This is a genomic window from Arenimonas sp., from assembly GCF_047602345.1.
Lineage (GTDB): Bacteria > Pseudomonadota > Gammaproteobacteria > Xanthomonadales > Xanthomonadaceae > Arenimonas.
This window is the reverse complement of the sequence record NZ_JASGHN010000006.1, coordinates 1,247,140-1,270,900: the sequence shown is the minus strand read 5'-3', so window position 1 is coordinate 1,270,900 and position 23,761 is coordinate 1,247,140. Positions and strand designations below refer to the sequence as shown.

Annotated in this window: 19 protein-coding genes; 9 read left to right on the top strand and 10 right to left on the bottom strand. The window is 66.7% G+C overall.

Translation table 11 applies throughout. The features are described 5' to 3' along the window. Position 1 precedes the first annotated feature (1 nt). The 3 genes from lipA to QM707_RS10435 all read left to right on the top strand — a co-directional run bounded on the left by lipA (position 2) and on the right by QM707_RS10435 (position 4,214). A complete protein-coding gene (gene lipA, locus QM707_RS10445; RefSeq protein ID WP_415001787.1) occupies positions 2–1,012 on the top strand; it encodes a lipoyl synthase in 1,011 nt (336 codons plus the stop codon). 91 nt (positions 1,013–1,103) lie between these two features. Beyond that, positions 1,104–3,275 carry a carboxy terminal-processing peptidase gene (locus QM707_RS10440; RefSeq protein WP_415001837.1) on the top strand — a complete coding sequence of 724 codons (2,172 nt, stop codon included), beginning with the start codon at positions 1,104–1,106 and terminating at the stop codon, positions 3,273–3,275. 96 nt (positions 3,276–3,371) lie between these two features. Then, complete coding sequence (locus QM707_RS10435) at positions 3,372–4,214, top strand: methylated-DNA--[protein]-cysteine S-methyltransferase (RefSeq protein WP_415001786.1); 843 nt, start codon at positions 3,372–3,374, stop codon at positions 4,212–4,214. Positions 4,215–4,217: 3 nt separating this feature from the next. Here QM707_RS10435 and QM707_RS10430 read toward each other — a convergent pair whose 3' ends face one another. Then, positions 4,218–4,712: an Lrp/AsnC family transcriptional regulator gene (locus QM707_RS10430; protein WP_415001785.1), complete on the bottom strand. Its 495-nt coding sequence runs from the start codon at positions 4,710–4,712 to the stop codon at positions 4,218–4,220. Between the two features lie 112 nt (positions 4,713–4,824). Between QM707_RS10430 and QM707_RS10425 the strand changes: the two genes are divergently transcribed. Both QM707_RS10425 and yedA read left to right on the top strand, forming a co-directional pair. Next, positions 4,825–5,346 carry a DinB family protein gene (locus QM707_RS10425; RefSeq protein ID WP_415001784.1) on the top strand — a complete coding sequence of 174 codons (522 nt, stop codon included), beginning with the start codon at positions 4,825–4,827 and terminating at the stop codon, positions 5,344–5,346. A 34-nt stretch (positions 5,347–5,380) separates the two neighbouring features. Next, positions 5,381–6,277, top strand: coding sequence for a drug/metabolite exporter YedA (gene yedA, locus QM707_RS10420; protein WP_415001783.1), 897 nt, complete (start codon positions 5,381–5,383; stop codon positions 6,275–6,277). A gap of 54 nt (positions 6,278–6,331) precedes the next feature. Here yedA and QM707_RS10415 read toward each other — a convergent pair whose 3' ends face one another. The 7 genes from QM707_RS10415 to QM707_RS10385 form a co-directional block, all read right to left on the bottom strand. After that, positions 6,332–7,513 (bottom strand): ABC transporter permease, encoded by a 1,182-nt coding sequence (locus tag QM707_RS10415; protein WP_415001782.1) that lies wholly within the window; start codon positions 7,511–7,513, stop codon positions 6,332–6,334. A gap of 10 nt (positions 7,514–7,523) precedes the next feature. Continuing rightward, on the bottom strand, positions 7,524–8,684 hold the full coding sequence (locus QM707_RS10410; RefSeq protein WP_415001781.1) for an ABC transporter permease: 1,161 nt from the start codon (positions 8,682–8,684) through the stop codon (positions 7,524–7,526). 28 nt (positions 8,685–8,712) lie between these two features. Next, positions 8,713–9,405, bottom strand: a complete 693-nt coding sequence (locus QM707_RS10405) for an ABC transporter ATP-binding protein (RefSeq protein ID WP_415001780.1) — start codon at positions 9,403–9,405, stop codon at positions 8,713–8,715. A 56-nt stretch (positions 9,406–9,461) separates the two neighbouring features. Then, complete coding sequence (locus QM707_RS10400; protein WP_415001779.1) at positions 9,462–10,700, bottom strand: efflux RND transporter periplasmic adaptor subunit; 1,239 nt, start codon at positions 10,698–10,700, stop codon at positions 9,462–9,464. Positions 10,701–10,888: 188 nt separating this feature from the next. Beyond that, a complete protein-coding gene (locus tag QM707_RS10395; RefSeq protein WP_415001778.1) occupies positions 10,889–12,283 on the bottom strand; it encodes a leucyl aminopeptidase family protein in 1,395 nt (464 codons plus the stop codon). Then, positions 12,280–12,993: an HAD family hydrolase gene (locus QM707_RS10390; RefSeq protein WP_415001777.1), complete on the bottom strand. Its 714-nt coding sequence runs from the start codon at positions 12,991–12,993 to the stop codon at positions 12,280–12,282. The genes QM707_RS10395 and QM707_RS10390 overlap by 4 nt, the downstream gene beginning before the upstream one ends. Before the next feature lie 36 nt (positions 12,994–13,029). Then, positions 13,030–14,154 (bottom strand): AI-2E family transporter, encoded by a 1,125-nt coding sequence (locus QM707_RS10385; protein WP_415001776.1) that lies wholly within the window; start codon positions 14,152–14,154, stop codon positions 13,030–13,032. Positions 14,155–14,273: 119 nt separating this feature from the next. On the opposite strand from QM707_RS10385, the gene QM707_RS10380 reads away from it, so the two are divergent. The 3 genes from QM707_RS10380 to QM707_RS10370 are packed head-to-tail and all read left to right on the top strand — an operon-like array spanning position 14,274 to position 18,657. Next, complete coding sequence (locus tag QM707_RS10380; RefSeq protein ID WP_415001775.1) at positions 14,274–14,894, top strand: hypothetical protein; 621 nt, start codon at positions 14,274–14,276, stop codon at positions 14,892–14,894. Then, positions 14,846–16,606, top strand: a complete 1,761-nt coding sequence (locus QM707_RS10375; protein WP_415001774.1) for a di-heme-cytochrome C peroxidase — start codon at positions 14,846–14,848, stop codon at positions 16,604–16,606. Before QM707_RS10380 ends, QM707_RS10375 begins: the two co-directional genes overlap by 49 nt. Continuing rightward, entirely contained in the window at positions 16,603–18,657 is a 2,055-nt protein-coding gene (locus QM707_RS10370) for a patatin-like phospholipase family protein (RefSeq protein WP_415001773.1), read from the top strand. Before QM707_RS10375 ends, QM707_RS10370 begins: the two co-directional genes overlap by 4 nt. A 27-nt stretch (positions 18,658–18,684) precedes the next feature. Here QM707_RS10370 and QM707_RS10365 read toward each other — a convergent pair whose 3' ends face one another. Then, positions 18,685–20,346 (bottom strand): di-heme-cytochrome C peroxidase, encoded by a 1,662-nt coding sequence (locus QM707_RS10365; RefSeq protein ID WP_415001772.1) that lies wholly within the window; start codon positions 20,344–20,346, stop codon positions 18,685–18,687. 120 nt (positions 20,347–20,466) lie between these two features. Between QM707_RS10365 and QM707_RS10360 the strand changes: the two genes are divergently transcribed. Next, positions 20,467–22,158, top strand: a complete 1,692-nt coding sequence (locus tag QM707_RS10360) for a 7TM diverse intracellular signaling domain-containing protein (RefSeq protein ID WP_415001771.1) — start codon at positions 20,467–20,469, stop codon at positions 22,156–22,158. 27 nt (positions 22,159–22,185) lie between these two features. Here QM707_RS10360 and QM707_RS10355 read toward each other — a convergent pair whose 3' ends face one another. Beyond that, complete coding sequence (locus QM707_RS10355) at positions 22,186–23,628, bottom strand: Do family serine endopeptidase (RefSeq protein WP_415001770.1); 1,443 nt, start codon at positions 23,626–23,628, stop codon at positions 22,186–22,188. Positions 23,629–23,761: the final 133 nt, after the last annotated feature.

The following is a 23,761-nucleotide window of genomic DNA, read 5'->3' as shown; positions in this document are numbered from 1 at the left end:
GATGTCTTCGACCGAATCCGCCCCCAAGAGCATTCCCCTCGCGGTGATTCCGTCGCTGCAGGAAGGCGCGAAACAGTTGGGCGAGGACAAGATCGCGCGCAGCCCGGTCAAGTTCGACGAATCGGCGCCGGTGCTGCGCAAGCCCAGCTGGATCCGCGTGCGGATTCCGGCCGGCAATGCGGTGCAGAAACTGAAGTCCAAGCTGCGCGAGAACCGCCTCGTCACCGTCTGCGAGGAAGCGAGCTGCCCGAACATCCACGAGTGCTTCAGCCACGGCACCGCCACCTTCATGATCCTCGGCGAGGTCTGCACGCGGCGCTGCTCGTTCTGCGACGTCGCCCATGGCCGGCCGAAACCGCCCGACATGCAGGAGCCGTTCAACCTCGCGCGCACGATCGCCGACATGCAACTGCGCTACGTGGTGATCACCTCGGTCGATCGCGACGACCTGCGCGATGGCGGCGCGGCGCATTTCGCCGCCTGCATCCGCGAGACGCGGGCGCTGTCGCCGAGCATCCGCATCGAGATCCTGACGCCCGACTTCCGCGGCAAGGGCCGCATGGAGCGTGCGCTGGAAGTGCTGCACGACGATCCGCCGGACGTGTTCAACCACAATCTCGAGACCGTGCCCGACCTGTACCCGAACGTGCGTCCCGGCGCCGACTACCGCTGGTCGCTGGACCTGCTCAAGCGGTTCAAGGCGCAGCACCCGGGCGTGCCGACCAAGTCGGGCATCATGCTCGGCCTGGGCGAAACGAAGGAACAGGTGCTCGCCACGTTGCGCGACCTGCGCGAACACGACGTCGACATGATCACGATCGGCCAATACCTGCAGCCGACTCCGCACCACCACCCGGTGATCCGTTACTGGACCCCGGAAGAGTTCGAGGAACTTCGCGTGCTCGGCGAGGGTCTGGGCTTCACCCATGTCGCCTCGGGGCCCATGGTGCGCTCGTCCTACCATGCCGACCGAATGGCGGCTGAAGCCGGATTCGTCGAAGCCGGCGCCTGAAGGCGCCGGACAGTACCATCGGCACAGGCTTCCGCACGATTCCGGGCGCAAGCTCGAACCCAGGATTCACGGTCAGAGGACCGACCCCATGATGAACAACAAGCTGATCGCCCTGACCGCCATCCTGCCGCTGACGCTGGCCCTGGCTGCCAGCAACGCGCCGGCGCCCGCCACCGCCGCACCGGCGGCGCAGCCGATGGCCGCCACCGATGCGCAGGGCGCGGCCGCGCGCCTGGTCTACGGCCTGCTGTCCGACAGCCGTTATGCCTATCGTTCGGCGACGCTGGACGACAAGTTGTCGGCCGATATTTTCCGTCGCTACCTGGAATCGCTCGACGGCGAGAAACTGTTCTTCACCCAGGCCGACATCCGTCGTTTCGAACCTTATCGCAGCACGCTCGACGATTCGATCAAGAGCCAGAACCTGCGCGCGCCCTACGACATCTTCGGCACCTACGTGCAGCGCGTCGACCAGCGCATCGCCTACGCGCGCGGCCTGCTGGCCAAGCCGATGGACCTGTCGGCGAAGGAAAGCTGGGCCTACGATCGCGAACACGCCGCCTGGGCGGCCGACGGCAACGAGCTCAACGAGATCTGGCGCAAGTACGTCAAGAACGACGTGTTGCGCCTCAAACTCGCCGGCCGCAGCCAGGAAGAGATCCGCAAGACGCTCGACAAGCGCTACGCGCAGCTCGCCAGCCGCGTGCACGAACTGCGCGGCGACGACGTGTTCGAGAACTTCATGAACGCGTACGCGATGTCGATCGACCCGCACACCAGCTACATGAGCCCGCGCAGCGCCGAAAACTTCAACATGACGATGCGCCTGTCGCTCGAAGGCATCGGCGCGGTGCTGCAGCGGCAGGAAGAGTTCGTCGTGATCCGCACGATCGTTCCCGGCGGCCCGGCCGGCAAGTCCGGCAAGGTGCAGGTCGGCGATCGCGTGGTCGCGGTCGGCCAGGGCGACAGCGGCCCGATGACCGATGTGGTCGGCTGGCGCATCGACGATGTCGTCGACCTGATCCGCGGCAAGAAGGGCACCAAGGTCCGCATCGACATCATTCCGGCCGACGCCGGCACCGACGGTGCGCACAAACTCGTTTCCCTCGTGCGCGACAAGGTCAAGCTCGAGGAGCAGGCCGCCAGCAAGAAGATCATCGATGCCGGCGGTCGCCGCATCGGCGTGATCGAACTGCCGGGCTTCTATCTCGATTTCGAAGCCGCGCGTCGCGGCGATCCGGACGCGCGTTCGGCCACTACCGACGTCGCCCGACTGCTCGGCGAGCTGCGCGCGGCCAAGGTCGACGGCGTGGTCATGGACCTGCGCGACAACGGCGGCGGTTCGCTGATCGAAGCGGTCGAACTCGCCGGCCTGTTCGTCGACCGGGGTCCGGTCGTGCAGGTGCGCGAGTCCGGCGGTCGCGTCAGCGTCGAGCGCGACAAGGACCCGGGCGTAGCCTGGGACGGCCCGCTCGCCGTGCTGGTCAATCGCAGTTCGGCGTCGGCCTCGGAGATTTTCGCGGCCGCCATCCAGGATTACGGCCGCGGCATCATCATCGGCGAACCGACCTTCGGCAAGGGCACGGTGCAGAACCTGATCGACCTCGATCGCTGGCCCGGTCGCCAGGACGAGAAGTTCGGCCAGGTGAAGCTGACGATCGCGCAGTTCTTCCGCGTCGACGGCAGCACCACGCAGTTCGCCGGCGTCGTGCCCGACATCCAGTTCCCGGTGACGGTGGACGCCAGCGAGTTCGGCGAGAGCACCTACGACAACGCCTTGCCGGCGAGCAAGATCGCCGCCGCCAACCACGTCAACCTCGGCAACTTCGGGCCGATGCTGCCGCGCCTCGGCGCGCAACACGACGCGCGCGTGGCCAAGGACCAGGAATACCAGTGGCTGGTCGAGGATGTGGCCCGCTTCCGCACCGAGCGCGAGAAGAAGACCATCTCGCTCAATGAAGCCGATCGTCGAGCCGAACGCGATCGCAACGAAGCGCGGCGCAAGCAGCGCGACACGCAGCGCAAGGCCATGGGTCTGGCGACCGTGGCCGGCAACGACGATCGCGACGATGGCCTGCAGGCGAACGAGCGTTCGGTCAGCAAGCAGGTGGCGCAGGAAGAAGCCGCGAAGTCGCGTCCCGATCCGCTGCTGCGCGAAAGCGCCTACGTCCTGTCCGACGCGATCGGACTGCTCAGCGGCAACCCGCAGCTGGCCGCTCAGGTCATGCCGGTCACGAAGCGCGCCCTGGTCTGGAGCAACTGAGCCGGTCGCCGGCCGGCGTCATCTATGGCTGCCGCCATCGGCGAGTTCCACACGATGCGGATAGCGGGCGGCTGTAACGCCCGCTAGTCTGGCGGCATGAACCGGACCGCCAAACCCGAAAGCATCATCGATCCCCGCCTTGAGCGCGCGCGCCAGCTGCTGGAGGCTGGCGAGCACGGGCTGGAAAGCCTCGGTCGCCGTGTCGGCCTCAGTGCCGGCCACCTGCAACGCAGCTTCCGTGCCGCCTACGGCTTGTCGCCGGCCGAATACCGCGCGCAGGTCAAACTGGGCGAACTCAAGCGTGGACTGCGCGGCAAGAGCGATGTCACGCGCGCGCTCGTCGATGCCGGTTACGGTTCGCCGAGCCGCGTCTACGAAGACGGCGCCGCGCGCCTGGGCATGCCGCCCGGCGCATATCGCAAGGGTGGGGCGGGCATGCGCATCCACTGGGACCTGATCGAAACAGAACTCGGCCGTGCCCTGGTCGCCGCCAGCGAACGCGGCATCTGCGCAGTCGCGCTTGGCGAGGACGAGCAGGCCTTGCTGGAGGAATTGCGCGGCGAGTTCCCGCAAGCCGAACTCGCGCGCGTGCAGGACGGTCGCGACGAGTTCCTGGCGCCGCGCGTTCGCGCGGTCGCCGATGCCTTGAAGGGTTTGTCTGCACGCGTTCCGCTGGAACTGATCGGCACGGCCTTCCAGCAGCGCGTCTGGCAGGCATTGATGAAGATCCCGCGTGGCGAAACGCGCAGTTACGCCGAACTCGCCGACCAGCTCGGCCTGCCGCGTGCGGCCCGCGCCGTGGCTCGCGCCTGCGCGCAGAATCGCCTGGCCGTGATGGTGCCCTGCCATCGCATCATTCGCGGCGACGGATCGCTCGGCGGTTATCGCTGGGGCCTGCCGTTGAAGGAAAAAGTCCTGCGCAGCGAAGCCGGTGCGTGAGACTCAGCGTTTTCGCCGCGTGCCGGGGCGCGTCGGCAGCGAGAGCCCGATCTTGATCGGTTCGAACACCAGACGCGTCTCGTAGCGTTTCACCGTGCCCTCGTCGACGAACAGGCGCTCGGCGATTTCCCGGTAGTGGGCGACGTTGCGCGCCGCGATGATCACCAGGTAGTCCCATTGTCCGGCGACCGCATAACACTGCTGCACTTCGGGCGTGGCGCGCATGCGCGCGCGGAAGGCGGAATGGAGACGGAAGGTGTCGCGCTCCATCGTCACCCAGACGGCGGCGAGCGTGACCGCCGGCAGCAGTTCGCCGTCGAGAACGGCGACCTGGCGCAGCAATCCGCTTTCCCGATAGCGCTTGATGCGCCGTTGTACCGCGCTGGCCGACAAGCCGATCGCATCGCCGAGCGTGGTCAGCGTGGTATCGGCGTCGCGCTGCAGCAGTTCGAGCAGGCGATGGTCGAAATCGTCGAGCTGGAGGGGTTTTCCGGCCACGCAAAAATATTGCGTTCTGGCGCATGTTTTTTCAAGCGCCGTTCGCGAGGCAGGCATAGGATGCTGTCCTGCGGTCGCGTCCGGGCCGCCAGGAATCCCAGAGGATTCGCCCGTGAGCATCGAAACCACGCTATCCGCGCTCGCCGCGTTCCCGCCGCTGTTGGCGACGCAGTACGCCCAGGTTCCCGTCGCCTATTCGACTTGGTCGCCGCCGCACTGGGAAGGCATGCCCAGCGAACATTTCACGCCCCTCGGGCAGTTGTTGCACGTGCGCGACATCGAGCGCGACGGTTATCACGTCCGCATCGGCCGGACCCTGACGGAGAACGGGCCGGTCCTGGCCGACATCGACAGCTACGCGTTGGCCGAGGAACGGGACTATGCCGCCGCGACCGCTGCCGATGCGGAAGCGGCCTTGGCGGATTTCGCCGTCGCGCGCGCCCGTACCGTGAAGATGCTGTCGCGGGCGAGCGTCGCCGACCTGGCGCGGGCGGCCGAATTCGAAGGCTATGGCCCGACGACCCTGCGCGGCCTCGCGCATCTGCTGTGCAGCCACGACCAGCAGCACCTGGCTGGCCTGCATTGGTTGCTCGCACGCATCGCCGTGCAGCGCGACTTCGTCGCCGGCGAATGACGCCCTCCCCAAACTTCCAGCGAAACTCCACGCCATGAACGCGATCAGCACCGAGTCTTCACCCGCCACCCGCGGCACGACGGCGCTCGTGCTCGCGCTAGGTGCCGTCTACCTGATCTGGGGCTCGACCTACTACGGTATTCGCGTCGGCCTGGAGGGCTATCCGCCTTTCCTGATGGGGGGCTTGCGCTTCATCTTCGCCGGAATCCTGTTCTATGCCTTCCTGCGCTGGCGCGGCCACGCCGCACCGACGCGCGCGCAGTGGAAGAACGCGGCGGTCATGGGCGTGCTGATGCTGCTGTTCGGTAACGGGCTGGTGAACTTTGCGGAGAAGACCGTCTCGTCGGGCCTGGCCGCGATCGCCGTCGCGTCGATGCCGCTGTGGGCCGGCATGTTCAGCGCGCTGAAGGGCCGGCATCCGAACCGGCTCGAATGGCTGGGCCTGGGCATCGGTTTCGCCGGCGTCGTCTGGCTGAACTTCGGCAGCGGCATGGCCGCCAGCCTGCCGGGCATGATCGCCCTGCTGCTGGCGCCGTTGAGCTGGGCGTTCGGGTCGGTCTGGAGCCGCGACCGCGACCTGCCGGCGCCGTTCATGAGCACGGCGGCGCAGATGATCTGCGGCGGCATCGCGATGAACATCGTCGGGCTCGCGCTGGGCGAACGCATCACGGCGGTACCGCCCCTGCATGCGACGCTGGCGGTGGTCTATCTCGGCCTGTTCGGTTCGATCGTGGCTTTCTCGGCCTACGTCTGGCTGCTGCAGAACGTACGGCCGGCGCTCGCCACCAGTTATGCCTACGTCAATCCGCCCATCGCGGTATTGCTCGGCGTCTGGCTGCTCGACGAAAAAGTCGATGCGCACGTGATCGGCGCGATGGCGGTCATCCTGGTCGGCGTGGTGCTGATCACGCGGGCAAGACTGCGCAGTTGAGAAAGAAGAAGGCCCGGCATTGCCGGGCCTTCCATCCAACCGTCGACGCGAAGATCAGGCCGTGCGTAGCGCCGTCGTCACCGGCAGGCGGGCGGCGCGGATCGCCGGCAGCAGGCCGCCGATGAAACCGATCACCAGCGCGATGACCAGGCCGGTGATCACCAGGCCGGTATCGACCTTGAAGGCGAACACGACCTGGGTGAAGCTCTGGCCCAGCGTCGACACCGACAGGTTGTCGAACATCGCCCAGGCGATCAGCGCGCCGAGCACGCCGCCGGCGAAGGCCAGCGCCAGTGCTTCGATCATCACCGAGACCAGCACCGGCCCGCCGCCGAAACCGATCGCGCGCAGCGTGGCGATTTCCTTGCCGCGCGCCGCGACCGCCGCGTACATCGTATTGAGCGCCGCGAAGATCGCGCCGAGACCCATGATCAAGGTCACCACGCCGGCCAGGCCCATGATCATTCCGCGGAACTGCTTGGTCTGCGAGCTGTAATAGGCCTGCTCCTGCAGCACTTCGACGGTCAGGCGCGGATCGGAGGTCAATGCGTCCTTCAGCGTCTGCAGCGATTCGGGCGATTCCAGGCCGACGCGCACGGCGCTGAAACCATTGCCGCGATTGAAGGCCGATTGCGCGCTGCCGGCATCGGCCCACAGTTCGCTGTCGTTGGCGTCGCCGGCTTCGAACTTGCCGACCACCTTCCATTCCGAACCGCGCATGCGCAGCGTCTGGCCGACCTCGACGCCATCGAACTGCCGCGTCACGCCGGCGCCGACGATAATCTCGCGCAAGCCCGGCTTGAACGAGCGGCCCTCGACGATCTTCAGCTGCGGGCGCAGCGCGAACGAAGGCTGTTCCACGCCGCGCAGGGTCACGTTGGCGCCATTGACCTTCTCGCCCTTCTTGAACAGTTCGGTGATGACGATCAGTTCGCCCGAGGCGAGCGGCTTGCCGTCGGCACCCTTGCGGATGCCAGGGCCTTGTTTGATCAGCGTGGCCGTGTCGCCGCCGAAACCGGAATTGAGTTCCGCACCGGAATTGCCGCGCAGGATGATGGCGTTGTCGGTGCGGCCGGTGTCCTTCAGCGTGGCCTGGAAACCCTGGGCCATCGCCAGCAAGGCGACGAAGACGGCGACGACGCCGGCGAGGCCGATGACGATGACGAGCGACGAGGCCCAGCGCTCCGGCACCGACTTAAGGTTGATCGAGGAGATGGCGAGAATCTGACTGAACATGGTCTTCTCCTTATCGGCCGGCGAGCGCGTCGACGATCTTCAAGCGACGGGCACGTAGCGCGGGCAACAGTCCGACGGCCAGGCTGAGCAGCACGATCGCCACCAGGCCCGCCATCCAGACGCGCCAGTCGATCGCCAGCGGCAGCATCGCGCCGGCGAACTTCTGCACCAGGGCGCCGAGCGCGGTGGCGATGGCGAGGCCGACCAGGCCGCCGATCGCGCAGAGCGCGAACGTTTCGGCCAGTACGAAGCCGAGCACGCTGCCGTCGGAGAAACCGAGCGTCTTCAGCACGGCGAGTTCCGGAATGCGCTCGCGCACGCTCTGCGCCATCGTGTTGCCGACGACTAGCAGAAGGGTGAAGAACACCGCGAACAGGATCCAGCGCACGATCAGGCCGATGTCGCCGAGCTGCTTGACGAAGCCGACCTGGAAATCCTTCTCGGTCTGCGTCTTGGTCTCGTCGGCCGAATTCTCGTAGCGCTTGTCCACGGCCGTCGCGACCGACTGCGCCAGTTCGGGCTTGTCGAGCTTGAGCACGAAGATGCCGCCGAGGCCGCCGCCGAACAGCGAGGCTTCGGAGAAATAGGCGTGGTTGATGTACATGCCGCCGGCGGTGTTGCGCTGCCACTCCTCGTCCTTGCCGTCGTAGATGCCGACGAGGTCGAAGGTCCAGTCCTTGCTGCCGTTCTTCTGCGGGAAGATGTTCGACTGCATCGGGATCTTGTCGCCGACCTTCCAGCCGTACTTCTTGGACAGTTCGCGGCCGGCGATCATGCCGGTACGGGTATCGGTGAAGGCCTTCCAGTTTTCTTCCGGCATCACCCATTCCGGATAGACCGCGTGCAAGCGCTGCGGATCGACGGCGAAGGCGAAGATCTGCGGATCGTCGCGGAACACCGCGCCGAACCACTGCTGGTACATCACATGCTGCACGCCGGGCGTGGCGTCCATCTCGGGCACCATGCGCATCGGCAGCGACTGCGTGAAGGATACGCGCGACTGCGTGACCAAGCGGGTGGCGCCGACGAAATCGGCGCCCGCGCTGAACACCATGTTGAGGGACTGCAGCAGGCCGAACAGCACGAAAGCCATCACCACCGATAGCAGGGTCAGGACGGTGCGGGTCTTCTTGCGGAACAGGTTGGCGATGACGAATCCGGTCTTGGTCATGGATCGTTCCTCCGCGGCGCGGCGCGCATCAGGCCTGCGCCTGTTCGGCCAGGCGGCCCTTGTCGAGATGCAGGGTGCGCTTGGCGTATTCGGCCGCGAGCGGATCGTGCGTGACCATCACGATGGTCTTGCCGTGGTCGCGGTTCAATACCTGCAGCAGCTTCAGGATTTCGTCGGCCGTCTTGCGGTCGAGATCGCCGGTCGGTTCGTCGCAGACCAGCAGTTGCGGATCGGAAACGATGGCGCGGGCGATGGCGACGCGCTGTTCCTGGCCGCCGGAGAGTTCGCGCGGCTTGTGCTTGGCGCGATCGGCGAGGCCGACCACCGTCAGGGCGATTTCGACGCTCTTCTTGCGCTGGGCCGAGGACAGCTTGGTCAGCAACAGCGGCAGCTCGACGTTGCCCTCGGCCGTCAGCACCGGCATCAGGTTGTAGAACTGGAAGACGAAGCCGACGTTGTTGCTGCGCCAGCGCGCCAGCTGGCCGGCGCTCATGCGATCGATGCGCTCGCCGCCGACGCTGATCTCGCCCGAGCTCGGCGTGTCGAGACCGCCGATCAGGTTCAGCAGGGTGGTCTTGCCCGAACCCGACGGGCCCATCAGGGCGACGAAGTCGCCGCGCGGGACGTCGATGGAAAGGCCGTGCAGCACCTCGACCTTCTGCTTGCCGCGCTCGTAGGACTTGGTGACGTTGCTGACCTTGATCATGCTTTCTTCGCTCATCGCGGGCCTCTCGGGTTGCGCAGTGCGCTGTCGATTGAATCGGAATGTGTTCTGGGTTACTTCGTTTCGGCCAGGCGCACTTCGTCGCCTTCCTTCAGCGTATCGGGTGCTTCGACGATGACCTGTTCGCCGCCGTTGAGGCCGGCCAGCACCTGACGCTGGTCGCCGACCGTGCCGCCGGCCTTGATCGCGCGACGTTCGGCCTTGCCGTCCTTCATGACGAAAACGATGTCCTGCGTGCCGTCCTTGCGCACGGCCGTCACCGGTACCTGCACGCGCGGCGCGCTGACCTGCGGCGCCGATGCGGGCGTCGTCTCGAGGAAACTCACGCGCACGCCCATGTCGGGCACGATGCGCGGGTCCTTCTGGTTCAGGGCGATGCGCACCTTGACCGTCGCCTTGCTGCGATCGGCGGTCGGCACGATGGCGATGACTTCGGCCGGGATCTTCCAGTCCGGATAGGCGTTCAGCACGGCTTCGACCGGCATCTTCGGCTGCACGCGGCCGATGTAGGCCTCGTTGACGTCGACCTGTACTTCCAGCGAATCCATGTCCACCAGGGTGCCGATGCCGGTGCGGATCGAACCGCCGCCACCGGAGATCGGCGAAATCATTTCGCCTGGCTGCGCGGCCTTGGCCACGATCACGCCGGTGAAGGGCGCGCGGATGACGGTGTTGTCGACGCCAAGCGCCGAGATCTCGACGCCGTCGCGCGCGACCTTCACGGCACGTTCCAGGCTTTGCAGGCGCGAGGCGCGCGAAGTGCGATCGGCTTCGGCCGCATCCAGCGCTGACTGCGCGACCAGCTTCTTCGCGGCGAGTTCGCGCTGGCGAACCAGGGTGCGATCGGCCAGCACCAGCTGCGCGCGCGCCTCGGCCAGTTGGGACTGTGCCGAAGCCAGTTGCGACTGCGCCAGCTCGCGCTGCGCATCGGCATCGGCGGCGTCCAGGCGCGCCAGCACTTCGCCTTCTTCGACGCGCTGCCCTTCCTCGATGAAGACTTCCTTGACCTTGCCGGTGATCTTCGACGACACGGTCGCGATGCGGCGCGCGGTCACATAACCGGAAGCATCCAGCACCGAGGCGCTGCCGCCGCCCGAGCCCTGCACAGCCGTCGCGGTCGCTGTCTTCACTTCGATCGCCTCTTCGCGCCCGAAGAAGAAGTAAGAAGCCACGATCGCGACGAGGGCCACGGTGGCCACGGCGACCCAGAGCCAAGGCCGGCCTTCCGGCGCCTGCTGCTTGGCGCTGCGGTCGATGCGGAGTTCGTTCAGGAGCTCGTTCGGGTGGGACATGGGGTTTCCGGTTCGGCGCGACGCAACAGGGGCGGAAGTATTTCACGGCGCGGCGACAGAGTCGCCACGACTGGCGCATTGTCCTTGCTGACGCCGTGGCGACAAGGTGCCGGAAGGCACTTTTTCTCGCCAGGGCAGGCCGTCATGCGGCCCGGCTGACGAATGTCATGCGTCGTCCACGCGATGCTTCAGGCCGTGAAGCGCGCCTTCAGCAGGGCGAAGGCGGCGCGCAAGCCCTGCGCCTCGCCGCCCGCGGGCTTGCCGGGGCGTTCGCTATCGTTCCATGCGTATTGGTCCAGGTGCGCCCAGGCCTGGCCTTCGGGGACGAAGCGTTCGAGGTAAAGCGCGGCCGTGATCGAACCGGCGTGACGCGAGGGACCGGCATTGGCCAGGTCGGCGATATTCGACTTCAGCATGCTCAAGTAGGGGCGCCACAAGGGCATGCGCCAGAGACGGTCGCGTTGCCGTTCGCCGGCCTGCAGGAATTGATTCGCCAGGGCGTCGTCGTTGCTGTACAGCGCCGGCACATCCGGGCCCAGGGCGATGCGCGCCGCACCGGTCAGCGTGGCGAAATCGAGGATCAGGGCCGGCTTCTTCTCCGCCGCATAGGCCAATGCATCGCACAACACCAGGCGGCCTTCGGCGTCGGTGTTGTCGATCTCCACGCTATGGCCCAGGCGCGTGACGATGACTTCGCCGGGACGGAAGGCATTGCCGGCGATGGAATTCTCCACCGCGGGCACCAGCACCGTGAGACGAACCGGCAGGCGCCGCGCCATCACCAGCTGCGCCAGCGCCAGCGCATGCGCGCCGCCGCCCATGTCCTTCTTCATGTTGCGCATGCCGTCGGCGGTCTTGATGTCCAGGCCGCCGGTGTCGAAGCACACGCCCTTGCCGACGATGGCGACATGCGGATGCGCTTCGTCGCCCCAGTTCAATTCGATCAGTCGCGGGGCGCGATGGCTCGCGCGGCCGACGGCATGGATGGTCGGGAAATTCTGCGCCAGCAGCTCGTCGCCGACGACGCTGCCGAACTGTGCGCCGTAGGCATGCGCCAGGCGCAGCGCGACGGCCTCGAGCTCCACCGGGCCCATGTGTTCGGTCGGCGTGTTCACGAGGTCGCGCACCAGGGTGCTGGCGCGCAGCAGGGCGAAGGCCTCGCTCTGTTCCGCATCGGCGCTTTCCAGCGCCAGTCGCGCCAGCGGCTTGCTTTGCTTGAGATAGCGGTCGAAGCGATAGCCGCCCAAACCCCAGCCGAGCAGGGCCAGGGCCGGATCGACGACCACGGGCGAATCCGCCGCCAGGCGATAGGTGTCGACTGGAAGCAGTTGCGGCAGATGCGACAGCGACAGCGGATCGTCGGCATCGCCGATGCCGACGACGACGAAGGCCGCTCGGCCGTCGGCGGAAGGTACGGTGAGGAAGCTTCCTGCGGCACCGGCGAAGCCGTGCGATTCGAGCCAGACGCGCGTGCGCTGGTCCTGCGATTCGCGCCAGGCCGGGAACGTGCCGCGGTCGAGCACGAGCAGCGGAACGGCCTGTGCGACGTCGGAGGCGGGGGCGAAACAGGCGGGCAGGCTCATGCGGATTCCCTGTGCGGATGATGCGCGTCCAGCCAGTCGGCGAGCGCGGCGAGCGTAGTGAAACTCAGGTCCGGAGCCGGCAGGTTTTCCGGCCAGGTTTCGTTGCGGCGGTTGATCCAGCAGGTGCGCAGGCCAGCGCCTTGCGCGCCGGCGATGTCCAGCCACGGATCGTCGCCGACATGCAGCACGTCGGCGGCATCGAGGCCGAGTTGCCGGCAGGTCGAATGGAAGATCGGCGCATCGGGCTTGGCATGGCCTTCGTTGCGCGCCGAGACGAAAACGACGAAGCGATGCGCGATGCCGATGCGGGCGAGGTCGGCGTTGCCATTGGTCAACGCCGCGATCGGCCAGCGACTGGCGAGGCGATCGAGCGCGTCGAGCGCATCGGGATAGAACTCGATGCGGTTGCGCGCGTCGTAGAAGGCATCGAACGCCGCGTCGACGTGCGCCTCGTCGTCGCCGGAATCGCGCAGCGCATGCGCCAGCGACAGGCGGCGTTGCAGGGTGAAATCGTGCGCGTGTTGCGGATGCTCGTTGGCGATGCGGTCGCGCAATGCGCGCATCTCGGCGATCGGGTACTTGTCCGCGGTACGCGGGCAACGTTCGCGCAGGAAAGCGTCGAGCGCCGCTTCCGCGCGTTCGATCGCCGGCCAGATCGGCCAGAGGGTGTCGTCAAGGTCGAGACTGAGGGCGCGCGGAGCGGGAATCACCGGCCTATTCTAACGCGGGCGCCGTGGCGACGCCGTTTATTCGATGACTTTCGCCCAGCCCTGCCAGCCATCCACGCGTTCGGCGACGATCTTGAAGCAGACCAGCATCGGCACCGCCAGCAACAGGCCGGCGATGCCCCAGAGCCAGCCCCAGAGCATCAGCCAAAGCAACAGCACCAGCGGCGAGATCGACATGCGGCGACCCAGCACGATCGGCGTGATCAGTTGCGATTCGAGCGCATGCAGGCCGAGGAAGACCAGGGCCGGCGCCAACATGCGACCCGGTTCGTCGAAGGTGACGGCGCCGACCAGGGCCAGGGCCAGCACCCCGGTCAGCGGGCCGATGTAAGGCGCGAAATTCAGCAAGGCGGCGGCCGTGCCCCAGAGCAGGGCATCGCCCAGGTTCAGGCCCAGCCACCACAGGGCGCCGGTCAGCAGCAGGCCGAGCACGATATTGATCAGACTGATGGTCAATACATAGATCGAAACCTCGGTCTCGATCGCACGCAGAATGTCGCTGGTGAGGTGCTTCTGTTGCCGGTCCGGCAACAGGCCGATGGCCTGGCGTTGCAGGCCTTCGCCATAGACGAGGAAAAAATACGTCAGCAGTACGATGGCGCCGATGCTGGTCAGCAGGCGCGGTGTGTGCGCGATGACGCTCCACAGGTTCGGCGCATGCGGTTTGTCGATGTCGGCCAGGGCTGGCGGCGCCGGTGCGGCGCCCGCCGCTTTCGCCAGCGAGACGGCGGCCTGGTTCGCCTTGTCGACCTGACGTATCAGGTTCTTGAACTTCGGCGCGACTTCCTGCAACTGCGTCGGCGCCTGCCGGACCCAATCGGTCGCCGGCGCGATCAGCAAGGTCGACATCCAGACGCCCAGCGCGAGCGCGCCGATCACGACCGCCATCGCGCCGAGCCAGCGCGGCATCCACATCTTCCTCAGGCGCGAGACCAGCGGGTTCGCGACCAGGGCGAAGAACATCGCCAGCATGATCGGCACCAGGAGTTCGCCGGCCGCCCAGCAGGCCGCCAACACCGCGAGCAGGGCGATGATGCGCAAGGACAGGCTGGCTTTCGAGGCCGGCGCATCGTGCGTCGGTTCCGATGCCGGCGTCGTTTCGTCGGGGGCGGGTGTGTGATCCATCGCACAAGGATAGAGCATGCGACTGTGGACTCGGCGTCGAAGTCGCCGGTCCGTTGAGCGGAAAGTCAGCCGGCGTTCTCCATCGCACGCAAGGGTGCTAGCGTAGCGGCCGGGGAAAGACTGGATCGGGGGATCGGATGTCCGAAGCGACGCAAGCCGCCACGCCGCGGCCGGGAAGGATCGCGCGTTTTCTTGCCATGCCCACGGGCGCCTTGCTCAAGCGGCTGCTGATCGCGGCCCTCGTGCTGGTCGTGCTCGCGGTCACGGCCTTCGCCGCGTTCGTGCTGTGGCCGGTCAGCTCGATCCCGCCGGAAGAACCCATCGACGAATACGTCTATCTCGACCAGGGCTGGGGCAAGGGCGCCGACAGCGTCGACCGCCAGACCTACTACTACACGCCGCAGGGCACCACGGTGCCGCAGGGCGCGTTGATGACGCCGGTGCGCTACAGCTGGTTCGTCAACCTCGAGCTGCCTTTCAGCGAGCAGCGTTTCGTCGATCCCGACCACATGCGGCGCTATCGCTTCATCGTCGATCCGCATCCGACGCCGGCCAATCCCGATCAGTTGCCGGTCGGGTTCACCAAGCACTACGAGCCGGCGCTGGGCGAGAACGTGCTCGACATCACCTGCGCCGCCTGCCACACCGGCGAGATACACGCGCAAAAAACGGCAAGCGCATCGCCATCCGCATCGATGGCGGCCAGGCCATGCATGCGTTCACGAGCATGGAGCGCGGCGCCTTCGGGCCGACGCTGATCGCCTCCATGACGCAGACGCTGTTCGATCCGTTCAAGTTCAATCGTTTCGCCCGCCGGGTGATCGGACCGCGTTATCCGGAAGGCAAGTCGCAATTGCGCGACGCCTTCCGCGCCTCGCTGCTTTCCCTGCTCAAGCAGGGCCAGAACAATCCGCTGCGCCAGCTCTATCCGGTGCGCGAAGGTTTCGGCCGCACCGACGCGCTCGGCCGCATCGCCAACACCGTCTTCGGCGATCACCTGGTGTCGAAGAACTATCAGGACGCGACCGCGCCGGTCAGCTACCCGTATCTGTGGAATATCTGGAAGTTCGACTGGGTGCAGTACAACGGTTCGGTGCGGCAGCCGCTGGCGCGCAACATCGGCGAGGCGCTCGGCGTCGGCGCGGTGCTGCGCCTCACCGACACCTATGGCAACCCCTTGCCGCCGGATCGGCGTTTCGACACCTCGGTCAACATCGCCAACCTCGATCGCATCGAACGCGACCTGCAACGCCTGCAGCCGCCGCCGTGGCCCGAGGAATTGCTCGGCAAGGTCGATCGCGCGCTGGCCGCGCAAGGCAAGGAACTGTTCGATACGCACTGCCAGATGTGCCACGGCCCGCACGTCGCCGACGCCGCCCTGCAGCAGAGCGGTGCGCCCTTGAAGGCTTCGCCGGCCGAACAGTGGAAGATCGAGGTCGTGCCGCTGGCGCATATCGGTACCGACCCGGCGGCGGCGACGGCCTTCGTCGAACGCCGCTTCGATCTGTCGGCGACCGGCATCACGCGACAGGAAATCCACGCCGCGTTCTCGCCGTTGTTCACGCGCGACCTGGCGCGCGATGCGCGTTACCGTTTGATCAGCGTCATTGCCGGGCGCGAAGCCGCCGGCCAGCCGCTGGGCCGCTTGCCCGAGCTCGCATTGGCCTATCCCGATCCCGACGCCGACCCCGTGCCTAGCCTGCCGAAGCAGGCCTTCGCCGATATCGCGGCCGAACTCGAGGCGCTCGGTATCGATTCGGAGCGCGGCAAGACGCAGGCGCCGGAGGAAGGTTTCGAGTGCAACCTGGCCTGCCAGCAGCAATGGCTGTCCTGGGACGTGCACGGCGCCGCCGACAGCATTCAGCGCCAGATCGCCGCGCTCGATACGCGCAAGCTCAGCGAAGGCGAGGGCCTGAACTTGCTGGGCCTGATGGTGAAGGCCAAGTACTACCGCGACGAGAACATCGACTATCCGACCCAGCAATGCCTGGAAGGTTTCGGCGCGCTCGATCTGCCGCAGCAGATCGCCGGTTACAAGCCGCGCCCCTTGCAGGGCGTCTGGGCCACGCCGCCCTTCCTGCACAACGGTTCGGTGCCCAGCGTGTACGAGATGCTGCTGCCGCCGGAAAAACGCAGCGTGCGTTTCTTCGTCGGTCGCCGCGATTACGACGCCAAGCACTTGGGCTTCTACACGACGCCGGCCGACCCGGACGAAAAGGACGGCTTCTGGCTGGACACCACCGACGCCGGCAATCGCAACACCGGTCATGGTTTCGTCGCCAGCCCGAAGCAGTGGCAGGCGCACATGGCCGATCCCGTGAAGAATCCCTTGCCGCCCGGCGTGATCGGCCCGCAGTTCAGCGACGAGCAGCGCTTTGCGATCGTCGAATACCTGAAGATCCACCAGGATCTGCCCGGCACGCCGGCCGATTTCCGTAGCCCCGATTGCAAACTCGGAGCTTCGCGATGAGCGACGCCGAAGCGGCCGCGAAATACACCCGCGACTTCGATCGGGTTCGCGACGAGGAGCAGCAATGGCTGCGCGCGCGCCGCGAAGCCGAATCGTTGCCCGCACCGGACAAGGATGAAGTCGGGCTGGCGTTTTCCGGCGGCGGCATCCGCTCCGCCGTGTTCAATCTCGGCGTGCTCGAGGCGCTGGAGTCGGTCGGCCTGATGCGTCGCGTCGACTACCTGAGCTCGGTCTCGGGCGGCGGCTACATCGCCTGTGCGTATACCTGGCTGCGCGCGCAATTGCCGCGCGGCGCCGGCCCGACTTTCGCCGCGCCGCTGGCCACGGCGCATGGCACCGCGCTCGACTGGTTGCGTCGGCATGTGCAGTACCTGATCGCGCAGAAAGGGTTCTCGATCATGACGCTGCTGGCGTCGATCCTGGCGGCGGTTTTCCTCAATGTGCTGGTGCTGACGGCGCCCTTGATCGCGGTCACCGACATCATGACGTTGCAGTTCCTGCACCTGGAATGGCCGCAGCTGCATGCGCTCTGGCCCTTGCCGCCGGCGCACGACGGCTACCTGCTGCTGTGCATCGCGTCGATGGCCTGTTTTGCCTTCTGGCCGCTGCTGGCGATGTATTTCGCGATGGTCGCCACGCGTTACGGTCTGCATTCGCCGGAAAAAGTCGATCGCATGCGCATCGCGCTCGGCGCCCTGCTGACGATCGGCTCGATCCTGATGGTGATCGGTTCGATCCCGGTCACCGCGCATTGGATCGACATGGCCCTGGCGCGTTGGGCGCCATCCTTCCTGCAAGGCGATGGCGCCTCGCTGACCTCGGTCGGCGCCGTGGTTTCGGGTCTGGCGGCGTTCTGGCGCGGGCAGTCGAAAGGCACGATGAACGGCCAGCGCCTGGCGCGCGTCGCGCTCGCCCTGCTGGTGTACGGCATCTTCGTGCTGTCCTATGCGATCGCCGAACAGATCGACACCTTGCGCTCGCAGTCCTTCCTGATCCTGCTGGCGATCTCGTTGCTGCTCGGCACCTGGTGCAGCCTGAACGCGGTCTCGATCCACAGCTATTACCGCGATCGCCTGCGCCAGGCGATGATGCCCATCGTCGCCGAGAAACCCGATGCGAACCCGGGCAACTTCCGTTGTTCGGACGTGATGCCTTCCGGCGGTGCGCCCTTCCATCTCATTTGCAGCACCTTGAACACGAAGACCTCGCCGGACGAACGCCGCCGCGCGCGCGAAGGCGCCTGCTTCGCCTTCACGCCGCTGCGTTTCGGCAGTACCGCCACCGGCTGGGGCGATGCGCGGACCAACGAGGATTCGGACGCACGCGTCGCCACCGCGACGGCGATCGCCGGCGCCGCGGTGGATCCGGATTCGCCGCAGACGAAGAACCGTTCGCTGACCTTCCTGATGGCGCTGTTGAACCTGCGCCTCGGGTACTGGGCGATCAATCCGAATCCCGAGGCCAGGCGCGCCTGGCCGCTACCGGGATGGTGGACGAAGATATTCCGCGAGTTGCTGGGCACGCGCCTGGATGAACGCTGGCGCGACATCCATCTGTCCGACGGCGGCCAGTTCGAGAACCTCGGCGTGTACGAACTGATCCGCCGTCGCCTGCCCTACATCATCTCGATCGACGCCGGTTCCGACCCCACGGCAAGTTACGCCGACCTCGGCAACATGATCGAGAAGGTGCGCGTCGATTTCGGTGCGCAGGTGAGGTTGAACCTGCGCGAAGACGAGGCCGTGCGCCCCTGGCGCTTCGGCGAGATCCTGTACGCCGACGGCAGCCGCGGCCAGCTGCTGTATTTCAAGGCCTGCATGCATGGCGCGGTCAGCGCCGACGTGCTCGCCTACCAGCGCAAGAGTCCGAGTTTCCCGAACGAACCGACGACGAACCAGTTCTTCACCGAAGCGCAGTTCGAGGCCTATCGCTGGCTGGCGCGCGAAACGGTGCTGGCGGCTCTGCAGGACCAGCGTTACGCCGGCATCGGGGAATGGTTCGATGCCTTGCGCAGGCTGGGCAACGAATCGCAAGCCGTGTCGCCGGCCTGAGGCCGGCCGCAGGTTCGTACAGCAGGCCTACAAGGTCTTCAGGTACTCGAGTAGCTCGTCGCGCTGCGCGGCGTCGAGCGCGGCGCCGTACAGATGGCCGGTGTTGCGATTGCCCGGCAGGCTCGTGTCGAAGACGAAACGCCCCGGCCCTTCGCCTTCGCTGACGTAACCCACGCGTTTCGGATCGAACATCCGGTTGCCGACGACGAACCGCGCCGGGCGCTGCGCCTCGGGCAGCATCAGGTCGGCCAGCGTCGGCACCGAACCGTTGTGCAGATACGGTGCGCTGGCCCAGATGCCGTCCAGCGGGCGTGCCTTGTAGTAGTCCGGATGCTGGTTGATGCCGGCCTTGATAGTCTTGTGCCAACTGGTGATCGCATCCTTCGCCGCGGAGAAAGGATGGCGCAGCGTCGCGCCCATCGCCGCATGCACGACCACATCGATGCTGCGCGCTTCGTTGCCGAATACGGGGCCGGCCAGCACCGCCTGCTTGCGGCCCTTGAGCATGCCGGTCTTCACCTTGCCGGCGAGGAAGTTGTTAACCATGCGCGGGTCGGTGCCTATCTCGTCGACGTCCACCATCACCGTCTTCAACTGGCGCTTGCCGTCGTCGCGTGCCGACAGCGCGTGGCAGGCCTGGCATTGTTTCGCGTACAGGGCCTGGCCGCGTTGCGCTTTCGCCGCATCGATCGCACCGAAAGCCGCCGGCCATTGCGGCGACTTGAGCTGGTAGTAGCGATCCTGCAGGGCGCCGAGTTCGGAAAAATCCACGCTCGAGTCGTAACCTAGGCCGCTGCGCTTGCGCAGGTCCACGCTGCCGTACACCGCCAGCGCCGTCGTGACGTTCTGCAGCAGCGGGCCGGGGCCGGCGTTCGGCGCCGAGCCGTTCCATTGCACCAGGTCCAGGTGCGAGGCCGACCACAGCGCGGGGAAACTCACCGGCGCGTTCGGTTCGCGCGCATTCTCCGGCAGGCCGATGCCGTTGACGGCGATGGCATTGAAGATCTGGCCGAAGGCATCGAGCCGGCCATGGCCGTAGTCGAGCCCGGATTCGTTGACGCGATGCAGGGCGTCGAGCGATTGCGCGATCGACACCATCTGGTTCTGCAGATCCTGCCGCGCCTTGCCCTGGCTGGCGCCGAGCGTGCGCGCGAAGCGATCGAATTTCGCCGGATCGGCGATGGTCGCGCTGAGGCTGCTGATCACGCCCGCTTCGAAGTTGGTGAAATCGATCAGGCCCGGCGCGCCGTCGACGCGATACTTCACATCGCCGTAGTGGATTTCGCCGGTGTGACATGCCGCACACCCGAGGCCGACCCAATACTGCCCCTTGGCGTCCTTGCTGCGGGTGAAGCCGACCGGATAACCGCCCGGGTTGTGGTCCGAGGTCGGTGCCGGCAGGAAACCGAGCTCGACCATGTGTTTTTCGCTGGCAAAGGCATCGGTCGAACCGGGCAGCTCCAGCGCGGCGAGCCAGCGATATGGCATCAGTTGCGAACCGAAGCTGCTGAACCAGGCCGCTTCGCGCGCCGTGTCGGACCAGCCCTGCGGCGTGGATACGAGGCGTTTTTCGGCGACGGGGGCGGGCTTCGCCGGTGTCGGTGCCGGTTCCGGTGCGTTGCGTCCGCAGGCGGCAAGCAACATCAGCGGCAACAGGGCCGCCCCCCAAGGTGACCGGATCGTGTTCATCGCTTTCCCCTTCGCGTGCGCCGACAATTTCATACCCGGCAGGCTTGTGGCAAGCTGCGCTGTGCACGCGATCACATGGGAAGCGCTCTCGGGCGCCGATGCCGTGCCGGATCATCCGCAATGTTGGGGAAAGGGCTGCCGGTGAGGACATCGTTGTTTCGCTGCTGCGCCCCGATCCTAGTGCTGCTCGCGCTGCTGTTCGCGACGGGCGCGCAGGCGGCCGCGCCATCGCTGCGCATCGACGAGGCCTTCTCCCAGGCCAGCCTGTCCGGCGTCATCGCGCTCCACGAAGACGCGAGCGGCCAGCAGGACTTCGCCGCCGTTCGCGCGCAGACCTTCATGCCGGCGAGCGAGAGCGGCACCAATTTCGGCTTCAGTCGTTCGGCCTGGTGGGTGCGCGTGCAACTGGTCAACGCCGGCGATCGCGACCGCGAAGTGCTGCTGCGCCAGGACTATCCGCTGATCGATCATCTCGATGTCTGGACGCAGGACGGATCCGGGCGCTGGCAGGCCGTGCGCACCGGCGACCTGCGGCCGTTCTCGACCCGGCCCATCGCCCATCGCGATTTCGTCTTCCCGGTGCGCCTGGCCAAGGGCGAAACCAAGACGGTCTATCTGCGTTACCAGACCTCCGGTGCGCTGAACATCGGCCTGAGCCTGGCCAGTCCGCACCAGCTGATCGAAAACATCAGCCTGGAACAACTCGCCTACGGCGCCTACTTCGGCGGCTTCGGCGTGCTGTTCTTCTACAACCTCTTTATCTTCCTGACGGTGCGCGACCGCGCCTTCTTCTATTACCTGCTGTACGCCCTGAGCTACGGCCTGTACTTCGGCGTGCACAACGGCCTGAGCTTCCAGTTCCTGTGGCCGGACAGTCCGATCTGGGGCAACCAGGCCCTGTTGGTGCTGCTGGCGTTCTCGCTGATCTTCGGCACGATGTTCGCGCGGCATTTCCTCAATTCGATGCAGCATTCGCCCCGGCTCGACCGGCTCGCGGTCGGCGTGCAATGGCTGTCGCTGGCGGGATTGTTCGCGTCCTTCTTCCTGCCCTACAGCAGCCTGATCCAGCCGATGGCCTACCTGACCATCGTCTGCGTCGCGGTGATCGTCGCGCTAGGCGCGGTCGGCCTGGTGCAGCGTTATCGCCCGGCCGGCATCTTCATGCTGGCCTGGGCCGCGCTCCTGGCCAGCGTGCTGGTGTACATGGTGAAGACCTTTGGCCTGTTGCCGCATAACGCCTTCACCCAGAACGCCTTCCAGGCCGGCGCCCTGCTCGAGATGGTGCTGCTGTCGCTGGCCCTGGCCGCGCGCGTGAACGAGCTGCAACGCCAGACCCTGACCGATGCGCTGACCTCGCTGTCGAACCGCCGCTATTTCGATCGCCAGCTCGAGCTGTCCTTCGCGCATTCGCGCGAGACCGGCGTGGCCCTGCTGATCCTCGACATCGACCACTTCAAGCGCATCAACGATCGCCACGGCCATGCCAAGGGCGACGAGATCCTCGTGGCGATGGGCCAGCTGCTGCGCGCCGAAGCGCCCGCCGGCGCCATCGTCTGCCGTTACGGCGGCGAGGAGTTCGCGATCATCGTCGCCACCAGCGACGGCGCGCACGCCGTCTCGGTGGCCGAACACATCCGCGGCGCGGTGCAGCGGCGTTTCGCCCAGGACCTCGAAGTGACGGTGTCCATCGGCGTGGCCAGCACGACCGCGCAGAGCTTCAACAGCGAGATGGAATTCTTCAAGGCCGCCGACGACGCGCTGTATCGCGCCAAGCAGAACGGCCGCAACCGCGTCGAAGTCGCGACGGTCTGAACCGTCGCGAACCTCGTCCTTCGCGCCTCAGCGCATCTCCAGTTCGCCGCGCGAACCGCCGCGCTGCAACACCAGGGCAAGGCGCTGCGGCTTGGCGCCGAGCTGGGCGCGGAAATCGTTCAAGTCCGATACCTGCCGGCGATTGATCGCCAAGACCAGATCGCCGTTGTCCAGGTCGTTCCGCGCCGCGCGCGAATTCGCCGCGACCTTGCTGACCACGACGCCGCGCAAGCCCTGCTGGCGATAACGCTCGGGCAGTTCCGAGAACGTCGCGCCGGTCAGGCGCGGGTCGAGCGTGCCGCCGTCGATTTCCTTGGCCTGCGCCTTCAGGGTCGCGTTGAGCACGATGGGCTTGCCGTTGCGCACCACGCCCAGGTGCACGGCCTGGCCGACCGGCAGCAGGCCTTCGATGTTGTGCAGTTCCTGCGCGCTGGCGACGCGCTGGCTGTTGACCGAGACGATCAGGTCGCCCGGTTGCAGGCCGGCGGCTTCGGCCGGCGTGCCGCGATACACGCGCGCGACCAGGGCGCCGCGCGCGGTGCCGAGATCGAACTGCTTGGCCAGGTCCGGCGTCACGTCGCGCGAATCCAGGCCGAGCGAGCCGCGGCGCACTTCGCCATAGGCCATCAGCTGGCGCATCACTTCGCGCGCGAGGTTGCTCGGAATGGCGAAGCCCAGGCCGATGTTGCCGGCGTTGCTGCCGCGCGGGTTGAAGCTGGCGGCGTTGATGCCGACCAGCTCGCCGCGCAGATTCACCAGGGCGCCGCCGGAGTTGCCCGGATTGATCGAGGCATCGGTCTGGATGAAGTTCTGGTAGCCCAGGCCGGTCAGGCCGCTACGACCGACGGCGGAAACGATGCCGCTGGTGACCGTCTGGCCCAGGCCGAAGGGATTGCCGACCGCGACGACGTAGTCGCCCACGCGCAATTGCTGCGAGTCGGCCAGCGACAGCGCATTGAGGTTGGTGGCGTTGATGCGGATCACCGCGACGTCGGTATCGGCATCGGCGCCGACCGGCTGCGCTTCGAAGGTGCGGCCGTCGCTGAGCGTGACCGAGACCGCGTCGGCGCCCTCGACCACATGGCTGTTGGTCAGGATCAGGCCGCGGGTGGCATCGACGATGACGCCCGAGCCCAGCGACTGCTGCACGCGCTCCTGCGGGAAGCGGCCGCCGCCGAAGAACTCGGCGATCGGGTTGTTCACCCGCACGACCTGCTTCGTATAGATGTTGACCACCGCCGGGGTGACCCGCTCCAGCATCGGGGCCAGGGAGGGCATGGGGGCGCCGACCGGGGTCGGTGTCGGGGTCGGCTCGGCCATGGCCTTGGCGGGCAGGGCGGCATCGACCGTGCTTTGGGCCAGGGCGGCGAGGGGGCGGGGGTTGGACGGCGTCGGGGCCAGGTAATGGGCCGTCGCGCCGCCGACCAGGGCCGCGCAGAACAGGCAGGAAACCAGGGGCAGGGTGCGCATGGACAGGCTGCTCGGGTGAGTTGGTTCAGGTTCGAGCCTAACAAATGGAGCTGAAGAGGCCCTGTGCAAGAGGTTTGAAAAGAAATTTTTGTTGCAGAAAGCCGGTTTTGGACCCTTGCAAAATCAGCAAGTT